Raw genomic sequence first — 16,663 nt, forward strand, 5'->3', positions numbered from 1 at the left:
GAACACCGGCAACGCCGGTGCCAGGCACCGCATTGGGCTCTTCACGGGTTAACCCGCTCTGGCACAGGGCGCGCCAAGGCTGAGAGGGATGCAACGGAGAGAGCGCCAGTGACCGATATCGATGTGCGTTTGCGTGAAGATGTCCATGTGTTGGGGGAGCTGCTTGGCGAAACCATTCGCCAGCAGCACGGCGATGCGTTCCTGCAGAAAATCGAGGACATCCGCCACAGTGCCAAGGCCGACCGCCGTGGCCCGGGTGAGCAGCTGAGCTCAACCTTGGCGGACCTGGCCGAAGAAGACCTGCTGCCCGTAGCGAGGGCCTTCAACCAGTTCCTCAACCTGGCCAACATGGCCGAGCAGTACCAGTTGATCCGCCGCCGCGACGCTGACCAGCCCGAGCCGTTCGAAGCGCAGGTACTGCCCGAGCTGCTGGGGCGCTTGAAGCAGGCCGGCCACAGCAACGATGCCCTGGCCCGGCAACTGGCCAAGCTCGATATCCAGTTGGTGCTCACCGCACATCCCACCGAAGTGGCCCGTCGCACGCTGATCCAGAAGTACGACGCGATCGCCGGCCAACTGGCCGCGCAGGACCATCGTGACCTGACCTCGGCAGAACGCCAGCAAGTGCGTGAACGCCTGCGCCGGCTGATCGCCGAGGCCTGGCACACCGAGGAAATCCGCCGTACCCGGCCTACGCCGGTAGACGAAGCCAAGTGGGGTTTCGCAGTGATCGAGCATTCACTGTGGCATGCCATCCCCAGCCACCTGCGCAAGGTCGACAAGGCCCTGCTGGAGGCCACTGGCCTGCGCCTGCCGCTGGAGGCCGCGCCGATTCGCTTTGCCTCGTGGATGGGTGGGGACCGTGATGGCAACCCCAATGTAACGGCTGCCGTCACCCGCGAAGTACTCCTGCTGGCGCGCTGGATGGCCGCCGACCTGTTCCTGCGCGACATCGATGCACTGGCCGCCGAGTTGTCCATGCAGCAGGCCAACGACGCCCTGCGCAAACAGGTTGGCGACAGTGCCGAACCCTACCGCGCTGTGCTCAAGCAACTGCGCGACCGCCTGCGTGCGACACGCGCATGGGCGCATTCGGCCTTGACCAGCAAGCAACCGGCCGGTGCAGACGTGCTGGTGGACAACCGCGAGCTGATCGCGCCGCTGGAGCTGTGCTACCAGTCACTGCACGAATGCGGCATGGGCGTGATCGCCGAGGGGCCGCTGCTTGACTGCCTGCGTCGTGCGGTGACCTTCGGCCTGTTCCTGGGCCGCCTGGACGTACGCCAGGACGCTGCCCGCCACCGTGATGCGCTGACCGAGATTACCGATTACCTGGGCCTGGGGCGTTACGCCGACTGGGATGAGGAGCAGCGCATCGCGTTCCTCCAGGCCGAGCTGAAAAACCGCCGGCCCCTGTTACCTGCGCATTTCAAGCCGCAAGCGGACACCGCCGAAGTGCTGGCGACCTGCCGGGAAGTGGCCGCTGCGCCGGCCGCCTCGCTGGGGTCTTACGTCATCTCCATGGCCGGTGCCGCCTCGGATGTATTGGCGGTGCAACTGTTGCTCAAGGAAGCCGGCCTGACCCGCCCCATGCGTGTGGTGCCACTGTTCGAGACCTTGGCCGACCTCGACAACGCCGGCCCGGTCATGCAGCGCCTGCTTGGCCTGCCGGGCTACCGCGCGGGCCTGCGCGGCCCGCAGGAAGTGATGATCGGCTACTCCGATTCGGCCAAGGACGCCGGCACCACCGCTGCTGCCTGGGCGCAGTACCGGGCTCAGGAAAACCTGGTGCGTATCTGTGCCGAGCATCAGGTCGAGCTGCTGCTGTTCCACGGCCGTGGCGGTACGGTCGGGCGAGGCGGCGGCCCGGCCCATGCCGCGATCCTGTCGCAGCCGCCGGGTTCGGTGGCGGGGCGTTTCCGCACCACCGAGCAGGGTGAAATGATTCGCTTCAAGTTCGGTTTGCCGGGCATCGCCGAGCAAAACCTCAACCTGTACCTGGCTGCCGTGCTTGAAGCCACGCTGTTGCCACCACCGCCCCCGCAGCCGGCCTGGCGTGAGGTGATGGACCAGTTGGCCGCCGATGGTGTCCAGGCCTACCGCAGCGTGGTACGGGAGAATCCCGATTTCGTCGAGTACTTCCGCCAGTCGACGCCAGAACAGGAGCTGGGGCGCCTGCCGTTGGGCAGCCGCCCGGCCAAGCGTCGTGCCGGGGGCATCGAAAGCCTGCGGGCCATCCCGTGGATCTTCGGCTGGACCCAGACCCGGCTGATGCTGCCGGCCTGGCTGGGCTGGGAAACGGCGCTGACCAATGCCTTGGCCCGTGGTCAGGGAGAGTTGCTGGCGCAAATGCGCGAGCAATGGCCGTTCTTCCGCACCCGCATCGACATGCTGGAAATGGTACTGGCCAAAGCGGATGCGCAAATTGCCGAGGCCTACGACGAACGTCTGGTGCAACCGCACTTGCGTCCTTTAGGTGCGCACCTGCGCGACCTATTGTCGCAGTCATGCCAGGTCGTGCTGGGTCTGACCGGGCAGCCGGTGCTACTGGCGCACAGCCCCGAGACACTGGAATTCATTAGCCTGCGCAATACCTATCTGGACCCGTTGCACCGCCTGCAGGCAGAGTTGCTGGCCCGCTCGCGCAGCCGCGAAGCCGCTCTGGACAGCCCGTTGGAGCAGGCCTTGCTGGTGACCGTGGCGGGTATTGCCGCCGGGCTGCGCAACACCGGCTAAGGGCAAGCCCGGGTCATGTCTGGTGACGGCCATACAGGCCCGGCACAATGACGGGGAGGGCGGTTGCGCCAGGCGCAACCGCCTGCCCGGTCAGCCGCAAGTGGCGCATTCCTGCAACTTTGGGACGCTTGTCTGGCTGCCGGGCGCTGTGTATCTTGAGCAGCCTTCTGACCGATTTATGGTCATACCCGATTATCCGGACTTGGCCCTGGTCGCCGAATCCATTGAATTTCATACAAAAATTTGAGGAGCACAAGATGCGCGTAATTCTGCTGGGAGCTCCCGGGGCCGGTAAAGGTACTCAGGCAAAGTTCATCACCGAAAAGTTCGGTATTCCACAGATCTCCACCGGTGACATGCTGCGTGCCGCCGTCAAGGCCGGCACCCCGCTGGGCCTGGAACTGAAGAAAGTCATGGATGCCGGCCAGCTGGTCTCCGACGAGTTGATCATCAGCCTGGTGAAGGAGCGCATCGCTCAGCCTGATTGCGCCAACGGCTGCCTGTTCGACGGCTTCCCACGCACCATCCCGCAGGCCGAAGCCATGGTCGCTGCCGGTGTCGACATTGATGCCGTGGTCGAAATTGCCGTGGACGACGAAGAAATCGTCGGCCGCATGGCTGGCCGCCGCGTGCACCTGGCCTCGGGCCGTACCTACCACATTCAGTACAACCCGCCGAAAGTGGAAGGCAAGGACGACGAGACCGGTGAAGACCTGATCCAGCGTGACGACGACAAAGAAGAAACCGTTCGCCATCGCCTGTCGGTCTACCACAGCCAGACCAAGCCGCTGGTGGATTTCTACCAGAAGCTGTCGGCTGCCAATGGCGGCAAGCCGAAGTACAGCCACATCGAAGGTGTCGGCTCGGTTGAAGCCATCACCGCCAAGGTCCTGGCAGCCCTGAGCTGATCCGGCGCCTGACGCACCTCGACAACGGCCCGCTTCTGTGGGAGCGGCCTTGTGTCGCGAAAGGGCTGCAGAGCAGCCCCAGACAATGGTGTGATACCGCTGAAACCCTGGGGCCGCTTTGCGGCCCTTTTCGCGACGCAAGGTCGCTCCTCCAGGGCCAGTGCAGGCTTTGAAATCAGCGTGATGGGCCGCACAGCGGCCCCCTCGGGACACAACGCCGCTGCTGCTCTATACTGCCGCTCTTTTTCATTCGCATCTGGATACCCGTTCGATGACCACCCTGCTGGCCCTGGATACCGCCACCGAAGCCTGTTCCGTCGCGCTGCTGCATGACGGCAAGGTAACCAGCCATTACGAGGTGATCCCGCGCATGCATGCCCAGAAGCTGCTGCCGATGATCAAGCAACTGCTGGCCGACGCTGGCGTGGCACTGAATGCGCTGGATGCCATTGCCTTTGGCCGTGGCCCGGGCGCGTTCACCGGCGTGCGTATTGCCATCGGGGTTGTGCAAGGCCTGGCCTTCGCCCTCGAACGCCCAGTGCTGCCGGTGTCCAACCTGGCCGCTTTGGCCCAGGGTGCATTGCGCGAGCATGGCGTGCAGCAGGTGGCAGCTGCCATCGATGCGCGCATGGATGAAGTGTACTGGGGCTGCTACCAAGCCACGGCGGGCGAAATGCGCCTGGTCGGCCGTGAAGCCGTGTTGCCGCCCGAGCAGGTGGCGCTACCGGCAGGCAGCAATGGCGAGTGGTTCGGTGCCGGTACCGGATGGGGCTATGCCGAGCGCCTGGCGGTACAGGTGGCGGCTAGCAACCCGGGTGCCTTGCCCAACGCCCTGGACGTCCTCAGCCTGGCCACCTTTGCCTGGGCCCGTGGCGAGGCAATCGTCGCCGAGCAGGCGCAACCGGTTTATCTGCGCGATAATGTAGCCACGCCCAAGAAGCACTGAGTGCTGTTCGTCGATTATCGCCGAACACGCTAAAACCTTTTGCGCGATCTGTGGTCCAGTTATCACTCAAGCATTAGCGACGGAACTCTGATGCTGCTAAATTGCCATCATTGGTCCTGAGTGCTCATGCCATGCGTATCGACGGTTTCTCATCGCAGTCCTACCCGCTCAAGCGCCTCTCGCGCAAAGCAGCGGTGCGTGACGAGGCCATCGACGACGCCGAGGTGATCGAGGAGGCAGTAGCCGCCCCGCAGGAAGCCACCGCCCGCCGCCCTGGTGGTGGCCTGCCAGCCCGCCAGCAGGACATGGTTTTCCCTCGCGCCCGTGACCGCCGCACCGCCACCGCACTGGCCAGCTACCTGAGCACTGCAGGCTTTACTGACTGGGACATGGAAGTACTGGGGCTCGACCTGTACATTTGATGGATGAATCCCCTACCACTGCCTTACTTTCTCGGTTGCCCGTCGTGGAGCGAAAACGCCTGGCGCGACTACCTGTACCCCGCTGACGCCAACAGTAATCAAATGCTTGGCTTCTACAGCCAGGTATTCAACGCCGTCGAAGGCAACACCACGTTCTACGCACGTCCCGCTCCCGGCACCATTGCCCGCTGGGCGCAGGTCATGCCAGAGCACTTTCGCTTCACTGCCAAGTTTCCGCGGGATGTCAGCCATGAGGGCGACCTGCGTGACCAGCTTGAGCCTGCCTTCGATTTCACCCGGCTGATGGCCCCGCTGGGCCAGCGCGTATCACCCTACTGGCTGCAGTTGCCGGCCCAGTTCGGCCCGGCGCGGCTGGGTGAGCTTTGTCACTTCCTCGATCAGATTGCCGTGCCCGTGGCTGTGGAAGTGCGCAACCAGGCCTTTTTTGCCAAGGGTGAGGAAGAACGCCTGCTCAACCGCCTGCTGCACGAACGCGGTGTGGAGCGCATCTGCCTCGACCCGCGTGCGCTGTTCAGTTGTACCTCGCGCGACCCTGCCGTGCTGCATGCGCAGTCGAAGAAGCCCAAGGTGCCACCGCGGCCGGCAGCCTTCAGCCAGCACCCGCAGGTTCGCTTCATTGGCCATCCGGAACTGGAGGCCAACCACACCTTCCTCAGCCCTTGGGTAGAAAAAGTCGCCGCCTGGATCGAGGAAGGCCGCAATCCCTATATCTTCCTGCACACCTCGGACAATCGCCTGGCTACGGCGCTGGCCCAGCGTTTCCATCAGCGCCTGATGGCACGGCTGCCGGGTCTGGCACCTTTGCCGGAATTGCCGCGCGCCCCTGAGGTCGAACAATTGGGGCTACTCTGACCTTTCCCTGACTGCCGGAGGTTGAACCATGGATGTGCAAACCCTGCGAGCTGAGGCCTTCAAGGCGTTACACGCGCGCGACGGCGCGTTCGTCATCCCCAACCCGTGGGATGCCGGCTCCGCCAAGTTGCTCGCCAGCCTGGGTTTCGAGGCGCTGGCTACCACCAGTGCAGGCCTGGCCTTCAGCCTGGGCCGGCCAGACGCCGAAGGCGCCTTGAGCCTGGACGATACACTGGACAATGCCGGCGAGATCGTCGATGCCACCGCGCTGCCGGTGGCCGCCGATCTGGAAAACGGCTTTGGCGACTTGCCCGAAGACTGTGCCCAGACCATTCTGCGTGCCGCCGAAATTGGCCTGGTGGGCGGTTCCATCGAAGATGCCAGTGGCCGCAGTGATGCGCCCATCTATGACTTCGGGCTGGCTGTGGAGCGCGTGCGCGCTGCCGTACAGGCTGCGCGAAGCCTGCCATTCCCGTTCACCTTGTGCGCCCGTGCAGAAAACCTGCTGCACGGGCGCATGGACCTCGACGACACCATCCTGCGCCTGCAAGCCTATGCCGAAGCCGGTGCCGACGTGCTCTACGCCCCCGGGCTGCGCACCGTGGAGGAAATCCGTGCCGTGGTGCAGGCAGTCGCACCGCGCCCTGTGAATGTGCTGATGGGCATGGCGGGCGTGCCGCTGAGCGTCAACCAGTTGCAGGACCTGGGCGTGCGCCGCGTCAGCGTTGGCTCGTCGCTGGCCCGTGCTGCGCTCGGGGCCTTGTACCGGGCCGCGCAGGAAATTCGCGGTGAGGGCACGTTCGGCTACGGTGAGCAGGCCATGCCGTTTGCCCAACTGAACGACCTGTTCCGCCGCTGATGAGGGCATTGCTGGCGCTACTGGCCAGCCTGCTGACGGTGGCCGGCCTGGCCTGGCACTTCGGCTGGCGCCTGCCTGCCGCATGGAACCCCTGGGCGCCGCTGGACGTACGCCAGCCGCCCAACCTGCTGACCCCCTACAAACTGTCGCGCCTGCGCGATGACCCAGCGCTGTGCCGGCAGGCGCTTGAAACCAGCCACCTGCGTTACCGGGCACAAGCCGACAGCCCGGCGTCGGCCAACTGCCCGCTGCAGAACGTATGGCGTATCGAGGGCGGCCTGGCGCGGCTGAGCAGCAGCTTTCTGGCCAGTTGCCCGTTGGCGGTGGCCTATGCACTGTTCGAAAACCATGGGTTGCAGCCGGCGGCGCAGGAGGTATTTGGGCAACCGGTGACGCAGGTCGATCACCTGGGCAGCTTTGCCTGCCGCAATGTCTACCACCGCAAGCAGGGCCGTTTGAGCCAGCACGCCACGGCCAATGCCCTGGACATCAGCGGTTTCCGCCTTCAGGACGGCCAGCGGATCGTGCTGGCGCGTGACTGGCAGGCGGGTGGGCAGAAGGCCGAACTCCTGCGTCGGGTGCAGCGGGCGGCTTGCGAGAGCTTCAGCACGGTGCTGGGGCCGGACTACAACGCGGCTCACCACAATCACTTTCACCCGGACATGGGGCGCTGGCAGGTGTGCCGCTAGCCTCAGGCGTGAGCGCGCACGTTGTTCAGCACCACTGGACGCGCCCAGTGGATGTCGAACGCCAGGTCATTCTGCTGCTTGGCCAGGGTGGGGTCGTCGAACGGTTCCGGGGCCGGGTCCAGCAGGTTGCGTTCCAGCTCGGCGATGGGCAGGAACAGCGACCGCGGCGTGGGGCCAGGGCCGGGTTCGGCGATCGGCTGACCCTGGCTCATCACCACCGGGCGCAGCCAGCTGTTGTTGATGTCGAGCTGACGCTGCTGCTCGATCAGTTCCATGGCGCTGAACGGCTCGGGGGCCGGCGGCAGCAGCTTGGCTTCAAGCTCGGCCTTGGGCAGAAACAACGGTTCGGGCGGCGCCACGATGGTGTCGTGCACCGGGCAGGCGCGCTGGGCGTCGATCAACGCCAGTGCACGGGCGCCGCCGATGGGTTCGCCGCTGTCCTGGTCGTACTGCACGAACGACTGGCTGACGCCGTCTACGGGCTCTTCCTGCTGCTCGGCCATCGCCCGGGCAAAGAAATCCTGCCACAGGTGGCTGACGCCCCCAAGTGCCTGGGTGTTGTGCTGACTGTAGTTGCCGACAGGCGACAAATAGGTCAAGCCGATGGGAAGAGTATCTGACATGGCAGTCGTGCGCGCTGTGCTCTGGCAGAATAGCGGGATATTGCCTGTATCGGCCGTGGCTGCCGATTCATTAAGGGCTTGGTTTGATTTTTCGGGTGTGAACGATGGAAGAGCAAGGCACGGGTATCAGGGTCGAGGCGATGACAGCTGAGTATGCGCAACAGGCCAGGGTGTGGGCTGAACGCCTGGGCCTGCCGCTGCAGGACGATACCGCCGCCTTCGCGGTGCAGGTGGGCGCCGACGGCTTGCAGATTCAGCAGCTTGGCCCGCAAGCGCCCGGGCCGGTGCGTGTAGACTTCGTCGAAGGCCAGGCTGCGCATCGCCGCCAGTTTGGCGGTGGCAACGGGCAGATGATCGCCAAGGCTGTGGGCATTGCCCAAGGTATCCGGCCGCAGGTGCTGGATGCCACGGCGGGGCTGGGCAAGGACGCGTTCGTGCTGGCCAGCCTTGGCTGCCAGATGACCCTGATCGAGCGCCAGCCGCTGATTGCCGCGCTGCTGGAGGACGGCCTGGCGCGGGCGCGGGCGGATGAAGAGGTGGGCCCGATTGTCGGGCGCATGCGCCTGCTGACCGGCAACGCCATCGAGCGCATGCGCGCCTGGGAAGGGGAGGCGCCGCAGGTGATCTACCTCGACCCGATGTTCCCGCACCGGGACAAGAGCGCCCTGGTGAAAAAGGAAATGCGCGTGTTCCGGCCTTTGGTGGGCGATGACCTGGATGCCCCGGCCCTGCTCGAAGCCGCCCTGGCGCTGGCCAGCCACCGTGTGGTGGTGAAGCGCCCACGCAAGGCACCGATCATCGATGGGCCGAAGCCCAGTCATAGCCTGGAAGGCAAGTCGAGCCGGTATGACATCTATCCGAAGAAGGCTTTGAAGGCCTGACCTGCCCCTATCTGGCCGGCTAGCACGATTGTAGGAGCGGCTTTAGCCGCGAATACCGGCAACGCCGGTGCCATCCACTGCGGCGCCTCCTGCGCGGGAAACTCGCTCCCACAATGACCTGTTATTTCTGCCAGTAGTCATTAGTTGGCTAAGGGCGCGATCCTAACGGACATTTGATCCTGATGGAGGGTAATGTTGATGTCGCCTGCTCCTTATGCCCGGCAAGCTGGCCGCCAGTTTTTTTACTGTAACGGCAAGATAGTTGCTGAATTGAATGGCGATGCCCGCTGGCGTTTCTTTCAGGCTAATGGCCTGGCGCTGGCTCAGAAAGATCACCAGTCCTCGGGCTTGTCCAGCATGCTGGCGGCATCCGACCAGCAGCGCTCGGTCCTATTCATTTATGAAAAGAAACGCCTGGAATCACAGGCTTACTCGCCCTATGGGCATCACAATCAGGGTAGCGGCTTGCTGTCGTTGCTTGCCTTCAGTGGCGAGCGGCTGGATGCGAGTTCGGGGCTTTACCATCTGGGGAATGGTTACAGGCAATTCAGCCCGGTCATGATGCGCTTTTGCAGCCCGGACAGTTGGAGCCCATTCGGTGCAGGTAGTTTTAATGCGTATGCGTATTGTGTGGGAGATCCTGTGAACCGTATTGACCCGACGGGGCATGCTGGAGTTAGGGTGACAATTCAAAGAAAACAATCAAGGCCAAATAGACCCGTGCAGAAAGTAATGGAGTCTAACTCTCTAGTGTCGAAGGAAAGAATCTATAAGCGTAATGGGGCTGATCGTATCATACCAGAGAGTAGAGCAGGGGTTGGAGAGGATGTTTCATTTGAGTCATTATTCAATTCGCACGAAATCGCTGAGCAGCATCGTTTGTTTGCGCAGTTTAACGCACCTACGAGAACATCTTCAGAAAGCAAGAAAGTATTCTTCCAATCGCATGATTCAGGTCCGGATGTTGAAGCCGGAAAGCGCTATGCTCAATCGTTGAATGTACACAAGGACTCGCTCGAAAGTGAAATCAAAGCGCGTGATTTGAAAGATCTTTTAAGTGATTTGGATGCGGTTAATGCTCGTATGTCCGCAGCGGGATCCTCGCGAGACCTAATGATTCAAGCCGCGTTAATAGCAGAGATCAGAAGGCGTCCCGCATAAATGGCTTGGGTGTGATGAGCTCTATATCAGCTGCCTTCTGCGTGCACTCACGTAGAAGGCAGAAGGCAGAAGTTTGGCTAGTGAGTGATTGAAAAAGTATTAATGAAGATTTTTCTCAGTCCCTAAACGCCCGTAAGAACACTTTTACCACCTCGCGCACATGCGCCTCGGCTTCATCGCCCTCTAGCGGCCCCGCACAACCCAGCAGCAAGCGGTAATCTGGCGCCCCCTTGACCAGGCAGAAGAAATGCTCCGCCGCCCTCAAGGGGTTGTCGATGCGCAGCAGTCCGCGCTCATGTGCCCCGCGCAGTAGCGCTTCCATGCCTGCGAGCACGCGCTTGGGCCCGGCTTCGTAGAAGTACTCGCCAAAACTCGGGTCCAGGCTGCCCTGGGCCATGATCAGGCGGCTGAGCTTGACCGCTTCGTCACTGCTGATAAGCGCCTGGAAGTTGCGGGCAATGGTCAGCAGCACGTCTTCCACCGGCACCCCCTCGGGATACTCGAACAGCAGGTCAGGCAACTGGATCTGGCAGGTGGCCATGACCGCCGAGCAGAACAGGGTCTGCTTGTCGGTGAAGTGGCTGTACACGGTGAGCTTTGAAACACCTGCCGCCGCAGCGACCGCATCCATGCTGGTGTTGGCGTAGCCAAGGCTGAGGAACAGCGCCTTGGCCGCTTCGAGAATCGCCTCGCGCTTGGCCAGGTCCTTGGGCCGGCCCGGGCCGATGGGTGCGTCGTTGGACATTGTGGTCTGCATCTGGTTGAAGGTTCACCATCTTAACGGGTCACGCGCCATCCGGCTAAAGCCAGGCTGCATTATCTGCTGTCTGCCAGTGGACAGTTGATTGACAAGAATGTCGTTGCGAAGGTGCCGTTGACCACCCACTGCGCACCCAGGCGCGAAACGCGGGGGGGTAATGGGCTCAAACCGCACCCTCGAAAAACCCGCGCATACCCTTCCCGGCATCGTTGCGCTGATTTAATATACCAGCCAGTACAAATATTAAATGTGCACTCCGCGAAAGGATTCATCATGTTGCGCCATGCCTTGTCCATCGCTCTGCCCGCCGCCGCTGCCCTGCTTCTGGCGGCGTGTGGTCAGGAAGCCGCCCCACCCGCCGCGCCGCGCCCGGCGCTGGTGGTGCAGCCACAGCCTGCCGAAGCCGCTGCCGACAGTTACCCTGGCGAAGTGCGCGCGCGCTTCGAGCCGGAGCTGGCCTTCCGCATTGGCGGCAAGGTCAGCAAGCGACTGGTGGAGGAGGGGCAGCGGGTCAAGGCCGACCAGCCGCTGGCCGAGCTGGACCCGCAGGACGTGCGCCTGCAACTTGAAGCCAATCGCGCCCAGCTGGCGGCTGCCGAGGCCAATCTGGCATTGGTGCGCGCCGAGCGCGACCGCTACCAGAAGTTGCTGGAGCGGCAGATGGTCAGCCACTCCCAGTTCGACAACGCCGAAAACCTCTACCGCGCCGGCCTTGCCCGTCTGAAGCAGGCCAAGGCCGAGTTCGAGGTGGCGGGCAACCAGGCCGAATATGCCGTATTGCGTGCGCCGCAGGCCGGGGTGATTGCCAAGCGCCAGGTTGAAGTGGGCCAGGTGGTCGCCGCCGGGCAGACCGTGTTTACCCTTGCCGCCGATGGCGAGCGAGAAGTGGCCATCGGCCTGCCGGAGCAGCAGTTCGCCCGCTTCGCTGTGGGCCAACCGGTGAGCGTGGAGCTGTGGTCGCACCCGCAGGCGCGTTTCCAGGGGCGCATTCGCGAGCTGTCACCGGCCGCCGACCCGCGCTCGCGCACGTTCGCGGCGCGCATCGCCTTTACCACGGCCGCCGTACCGGCCGAGCTGGGCCAGAGCGCCCGGGTGTTCATCGCCAAGGACGGGCTGATCCCGCTGGCGGTACCGCTGTCGGCCGTGACTGCGGAAAACGGTCAGGCCTATGTCTGGCGGGTGAACAAGGAAAGCCGCCTGGAGCGGGCGACCGTGCGCCTGGGGGCTTATGGCAGCGACAGCGTGCCGGTGCTCGAAGGCCTGGACCCGGGTGACTGGGTGGTTGCCGCTGGTGGCCATGTACTGCGCGAGGGCCAGGAGGTACGCCCCGTGGACCGCAGCAACCGTGTAGTGAACCTGACGGCCAAGGAGTAAGTCCCGATGGGTTTCAACCTTTCTGCCTGGGCGCTGCGCAACCGCCAGATCGTCCTGTTCCTGATGATCCTGCTGGCCGTCATTGGCGCCATGTCGTACACCAAGCTTGGCCAGAGCGAGGATCCGCCATTCACCTTCAAGGCCATGGTCATCCGCACCCTGTGGCCAGGCGCCAGCGCTGAAGAAGTGTCGCGACAGGTGACCGAGCGCATCGAAAAGAAGCTGATGGAAACCGGTGAGTACGAGAGAATCGTCTCGTTCTCTCGCCCCGGCGAATCGCAGGTTACTTTCATGGCCCGTGACTCGCTGCACTCCAAGGACATCCCCGCGTTGTGGTACCAGATCCGCAAGAAGGTTGCGGACATTCGCCACACCTTGCCGCCGGAGATCCAGGGCCCGTTCTTCAACGACGAGTTCGGCACCACCTTCGGCAATATCTATGCGCTGACTGGCGAAGGCTTTGACTATGCGGTGCTCAAGGACTACGCCGACCGTATCCAGATCCAGCTGCAGCGGGTCAAGGATGTGGGCAAGGTCGAGCTGATCGGCCTGCAGGACGAGAAAGTCTGGATTGAGCTGTCCAACCTCAAGCTGGCCACCCTCGGCGTGCCCCTGGAAGCCGTGCAGAAGGCGTTGCAAGAACAGAACGCGGTGAGCACCGCCGGTTTCTTCGAGACGCCCAGCGAGCGCTTGCAACTGCGCGTGAGCGGGCGTTTCGACAGTGTCGAGCAGATCCGCCAGTTCCCCATTCGCGTGGGGGATCGCACCTTCCGGATTGGTGATGTCGCCGAGGTGCACCGTGGCTTCAACGACCCACCTGCACCGCGCATGCGCTTCATGGGCGAGGATGCCATTGGCCTGGCGGTGTCGATGAAAGACGGTGGCGACATCCTGGTACTGGGCAAGGCCCTGGAAGGCGAGTTCGAGCGCCTGGCGCATAACCTGCCTGCCGGCATGGCGCTGCGCAAGGTTTCGGATCAACCGGCGGCGGTGAAGGCCGGCGTGGGCGAGTTCGTGCAGGTGCTGGTCGAGGCGTTGGTCATTGTGCTGCTGGTGAGCTTCTTCTCGCTGGGCCTGCGCACTGGCCTGGTGGTGGCGCTGGCCATTCCGCTGGTGTTGGCCATGACCTTTGCCGCCATGCATTACTTCGGCATCGGCCTGCACAAGATTTCCCTTGGCGCGCTGGTGCTGGCCCTGGGCTTGCTGGTGGACGACGCGATCATTGCCGTGGAGATGATGGCGATCAAGATGGAGCAGGGCTATGACCGCCTCAAGGCAGCCAGCTATGCCTGGACGAGTACGGCCTTCCCGATGCTCACCGGGACGCTGATCACGGCAGCAGGCTTTCTGCCAATTGCCACCGCGGCCTCCAGCACCGGCGAATATACCCGGTCGATCTTCCAGGTGGTCACCATCGCTTTGCTGACCTCTTGGGTGGCGGCCGTGGTGTTTGTGCCTTACCTGGGCGAGCGCCTGCTACCCGACCTGGCCAAGCTGCATGCCGCGCGCCATGGCAAGGACGGCCATGCGCCCGACCCCTACGCCACCCCGTTCTACCAGCGCGTGCGACGGCTGGTGGAGTGGTGCGTACGGCGGCGCAAGACGGTAATCCTGCTGACCGTTGCCGCTTTTGTCGGCAGCCTCCTGCTGTTCCGCTTCGTACCCCAGCAGTTCTTCCCGGCCTCCGGGCGCCCGGAGCTGATGGTTGACCTGAAACTGGCCGAAGGCGCCTCGCTGGCCAATACCGCCGAGCGGGTCAAGCAGCTGGAGGCGCTGCTCAAGCAGCAGGACGGTATCGACAACTACGTGGCCTATGTGGGCACCGGCTCGCCGCGCTTCTACCTGCCGCTGGACCAGCAACTGCCGGCAGCCAGCTTTGCCCAGTTCGTGGTGCTGGCCAAGTCGATGGAAGACCGCGAACGCCTGCGCAGTTGGCTGATCAGCACGGTGGACCAGCAGTTCCCCGACCTGCGCGCCCGGGTCACGCGTCTGGAAAATGGCCCACCCGTGGGTTACCCGGTGCAGTTCCGGGTCACTGGCGAGCATATCGAGAAGGCCCGTGCACTGGCCCGTGAAGTGGCGGACAAGGTGCGCGAGAACCCGCATGTGGTGAACGTGCACCTGGACTGGGAGGAACCCAGCAAGGCGGTGTTCCTCGAAATCGACCAGGACCGCGCCCGTGCGCTGGGCGTGAGCACTTCGCACCTGGCGAGCTTCCTGCAAAGCTCGCTGATCGGTACCACGGTCAGCCAGTACCGCGAGGACAACGAACTGATCGAGATCCTGCTGCGCGGCACCCGGCAGGAACGCAGCGAGCTGGGCAACCTGGGTAGCCTGGCGTTGCCCACCGACAATGGCCAGAGCGTGGCGTTGTCGCAGGTGGCAACCCTGGAATACGGCTTTGAAGAAGGCATTATCTGGCACCGCAACCGCTTGCCGACGGTGACCGTGCGTGCCGATATCTACGACCAGGAGCAGCCGGCGACGCTGGTGAAGCAGATTCTGCCGACCCTGCAGGACATCCGCGCCAAGCTGCCCGATGGCTACCTGCTGGAGGTGGGCGGCACGGTGGAGGACTCCGAACGGGGGCAGAAATCGGTGAATGCCGGCATGCCACTGTTCATCGTGGTAGTCCTGAGCTTGCTGATGATCCAGCTGCGCAGTTTCTCGCGCACGGTGATGGTGTTCCTCACCGCGCCGCTGGGGCTGATTGGTGTGACCCTGTTCCTGCTGGTGTTCCGCCAGCCGTTCGGCTTTGTCGCCATGCTCGGCACCATTGCACTGGCGGGGATGATCATGCGCAACTCGGTGATCCTGGTGGACCAGATCGAGCAGGACATCGCAGCGGGGATGGAGCGCTGGCAGGCGATCATCGAGGCTACGGTGCGGCGCTTCCGGCCGATCGTGCTGACCGCGCTGGCGGCGGTGCTGGCCATGATCCCGTTGTCGCGTAGCGTGTTCTACGGGCCGATGGCGGTGGCGATCATGGGCGGGTTGATCGTGGCCACGGTGCTTACACTGCTGTTCCTGCCGGCGTTGTATGCGGCTTGGTTCAGGGTGAAGAAGGGCTGAAGACCGCAGGGGGAGGGCTTAGCCCTCCCTTCGCGGGTAAACCCGCTCCTACGACGGCCTGTGTCCAACCCCGCCGCCGTGTAGGAGCGGGTTTACCCGCGAATACGGTAGCGGCAGCAACGGTGAGCGGCTGGTGAAAATTGGCCAGCAGGCCCGGCCCTTTCGCGGGTGAACCCGCTCCTACAGCGCGCCGAAGACCTTCTTGGCCAGGCTGGTAGCCGCAGCTGCCGGGTTCTGGCGAATGCTCTGCTCCTGTTTGCCGATCATCTCGAACAAGCCATCCAGCGCCTTCTCGGTCACGTAGTTCTCGATATTGGCGTCATCCTTGACCAGCCCCAGGCCTTTGGCCTGGGCGGCGAAGGCATTGTACTGCTGGGCCACGCCAACCTTGTCGGTGGCCTGCTTGACGATTGGCAGGAACTTGGCGCGGATCTGCTCGCGGCTGCTTTTGTTCAGGTACTGGGTGGCCGAGTCGTCACCGCCGCTGAGGATGCCTTTGGCGTCGGTCACACTCATGTTCTTCACGGCATCCACCAGAATCGCCTGGGCCTGCGGCACGGCGGCCTCGGCGGCTTTGTTCATGCTGGTTTCCAGGGCTTCGACCTGTTCACCCTTGCCGAACATTTTCATCGCCTTGGCGGCTTTGCCCAGGTTGCCTGGCAGCTCGATGCGCACGTCCGGGTTGTTGCTGAAGCCGCCTGGGGTGCTCAGTTGCTTGACGGCCAGCTGCGCACCTTGGGTCAGGGCATCTTTCAGGCCGCCGGTGGCGTCTTTCTGGCTGAGGTCGCCCAGCGACAGGGCCAGGGCACTGGCCGACAGCAGCAGGCCGGCGCACAGGGTGGTGAAGCGCAGGGAAGTGCGGATCATGAAGCTTTCCTTGTAAACGGATGAGTACGGGTATCAGCGAACCTGATCTACCTTGATGCGTACCGATTGCGGGTCACTGCCATCAAGCGCGACACCGTGGTGTTCGGTATTGATGAACAGCAACTTGCCATTCAGCTCGATGCGCGCGCTCACCGCATAGCGGTGGCCAGGCTTGACCTGCGCGGGGTCATAGGTGAGATGGAACGGCAGCGGCACGTTGCCTTTGACCGGGCCGGCCTGGCGCGCCAGGGTCACGGCAGGGGCGTCCATCAGCGACACATCCTGCAGTTCCACGCTCAGGGTGGCGGCAGGCGGCAGGGCAATGCGCTGCAGGTAGAAGACTTCACCGTCCAGGCTGGCCTGGTTGGGTGGGGTTTGGCTGGAGCAGGCTGCAAGCAGGGATGCGCAACACAGCATAAAGAGCTTTTTCATGGAATCTCCGGTGTCCTTGGAGCTGGCTTGTGGCCAACCCCACGGACTTTAGCGGATTTT

The 16,663-nt window shown here is 63.5% G+C and carries 15 protein-coding genes; 11 read left to right on the forward strand and 4 right to left on the reverse strand.

Annotation, left to right across the window (positions count from 1 at the left end; genetic code table 11):
- Positions 1-108 precede the first annotated feature (108 nt).
- From ppc to AA098_RS06160, 7 genes are all read left to right on the forward strand, one after another.
- Entirely contained in the window at positions 109-2,736 is a 2,628-nt protein-coding gene (gene ppc, locus AA098_RS06125) for a phosphoenolpyruvate carboxylase (RefSeq protein ID WP_003252227.1), read from the forward strand.
- Between the two features lie 257 nt (positions 2,737-2,993).
- On the forward strand, positions 2,994-3,644 hold the full coding sequence (gene adk, locus AA098_RS06135; protein WP_004575467.1) for an adenylate kinase: 651 nt from the start codon (positions 2,994-2,996) through the stop codon (positions 3,642-3,644).
- Between the two features lie 271 nt (positions 3,645-3,915).
- Positions 3,916-4,590: a tRNA (adenosine(37)-N6)-threonylcarbamoyltransferase complex dimerization subunit type 1 TsaB gene (gene tsaB, locus AA098_RS06140; RefSeq protein ID WP_003252230.1), complete on the forward strand. Its 675-nt coding sequence runs from the start codon at positions 3,916-3,918 to the stop codon at positions 4,588-4,590.
- 131 nt (positions 4,591-4,721) lie between these two features.
- Positions 4,722-5,012 (forward strand): hypothetical protein, encoded by a 291-nt coding sequence (locus AA098_RS06145; protein ID WP_064613936.1) that lies wholly within the window; start codon positions 4,722-4,724, stop codon positions 5,010-5,012.
- A 3-nt stretch (positions 5,013-5,015) separates the two neighbouring features.
- On the forward strand, positions 5,016-5,885 hold the full coding sequence (locus AA098_RS06150) for a DUF72 domain-containing protein (protein ID WP_064613937.1): 870 nt from the start codon (positions 5,016-5,018) through the stop codon (positions 5,883-5,885).
- 28 nt (positions 5,886-5,913) lie between these two features.
- A complete protein-coding gene (locus AA098_RS06155; RefSeq protein WP_054889489.1) occupies positions 5,914-6,744 on the forward strand; it encodes an oxaloacetate decarboxylase in 831 nt (276 codons plus the stop codon).
- Positions 6,744-7,433, forward strand: coding sequence for an extensin family protein (locus AA098_RS06160; RefSeq protein WP_064613938.1), 690 nt, complete (start codon positions 6,744-6,746; stop codon positions 7,431-7,433). The genes AA098_RS06155 and AA098_RS06160 overlap by 1 nt, the downstream gene beginning before the upstream one ends.
- Positions 7,434-7,435: 2 nt before the next feature.
- Here the strand turns inward: AA098_RS06160 and AA098_RS06165 are convergent, their stop codons facing one another.
- Positions 7,436-8,056 carry a hypothetical protein gene (locus AA098_RS06165; protein ID WP_033725782.1) on the reverse strand — a complete coding sequence of 207 codons (621 nt, stop codon included), beginning with the start codon at positions 8,054-8,056 and terminating at the stop codon, positions 7,436-7,438.
- Between the two features lie 104 nt (positions 8,057-8,160).
- Between AA098_RS06165 and AA098_RS06170 the strand changes: the two genes are divergently transcribed.
- Both AA098_RS06170 and AA098_RS06175 read left to right on the forward strand, forming a co-directional pair.
- Positions 8,161-8,937 (forward strand): class I SAM-dependent methyltransferase, encoded by a 777-nt coding sequence (locus AA098_RS06170; protein ID WP_054889491.1) that lies wholly within the window; start codon positions 8,161-8,163, stop codon positions 8,935-8,937.
- Between the two features lie 198 nt (positions 8,938-9,135).
- On the forward strand, positions 9,136-10,098 hold the full coding sequence (locus tag AA098_RS06175; protein ID WP_240635053.1) for an RHS repeat-associated core domain-containing protein: 963 nt from the start codon (positions 9,136-9,138) through the stop codon (positions 10,096-10,098).
- 115 nt (positions 10,099-10,213) lie between these two features.
- Here AA098_RS06175 and AA098_RS06180 read toward each other — a convergent pair whose 3' ends face one another.
- Positions 10,214-10,855, reverse strand: coding sequence for a TetR/AcrR family transcriptional regulator (locus tag AA098_RS06180; protein ID WP_014860594.1), 642 nt, complete (start codon positions 10,853-10,855; stop codon positions 10,214-10,216).
- Between the two features lie 276 nt (positions 10,856-11,131).
- On the opposite strand from AA098_RS06180, the gene AA098_RS06185 reads away from it, so the two are divergent.
- Positions 11,132-12,232, forward strand: a complete 1,101-nt coding sequence (locus AA098_RS06185; RefSeq protein WP_060537764.1) for an efflux RND transporter periplasmic adaptor subunit — start codon at positions 11,132-11,134, stop codon at positions 12,230-12,232.
- Between the two features lie 6 nt (positions 12,233-12,238).
- Positions 12,239-15,304, forward strand: coding sequence for an efflux RND transporter permease subunit (locus tag AA098_RS06190; RefSeq protein ID WP_047604490.1), 3,066 nt, complete (start codon positions 12,239-12,241; stop codon positions 15,302-15,304).
- 180 nt (positions 15,305-15,484) lie between these two features.
- Here AA098_RS06190 and AA098_RS06195 read toward each other — a convergent pair whose 3' ends face one another.
- Positions 15,485-16,171: a DUF4197 domain-containing protein gene (locus tag AA098_RS06195; RefSeq protein WP_003252248.1), complete on the reverse strand. Its 687-nt coding sequence runs from the start codon at positions 16,169-16,171 to the stop codon at positions 15,485-15,487.
- 33 nt (positions 16,172-16,204) lie between these two features.
- Positions 16,205-16,603 (reverse strand): YbaY family lipoprotein, encoded by a 399-nt coding sequence (locus tag AA098_RS06200; protein WP_003252249.1) that lies wholly within the window; start codon positions 16,601-16,603, stop codon positions 16,205-16,207.
- Positions 16,604-16,663: the final 60 nt, after the last annotated feature.

Source organism: Pseudomonas sp. JY-Q (genome assembly GCF_001655295.1).
Lineage (GTDB): Bacteria > Pseudomonadota > Gammaproteobacteria > Pseudomonadales > Pseudomonadaceae > Aquipseudomonas > Aquipseudomonas alloputida.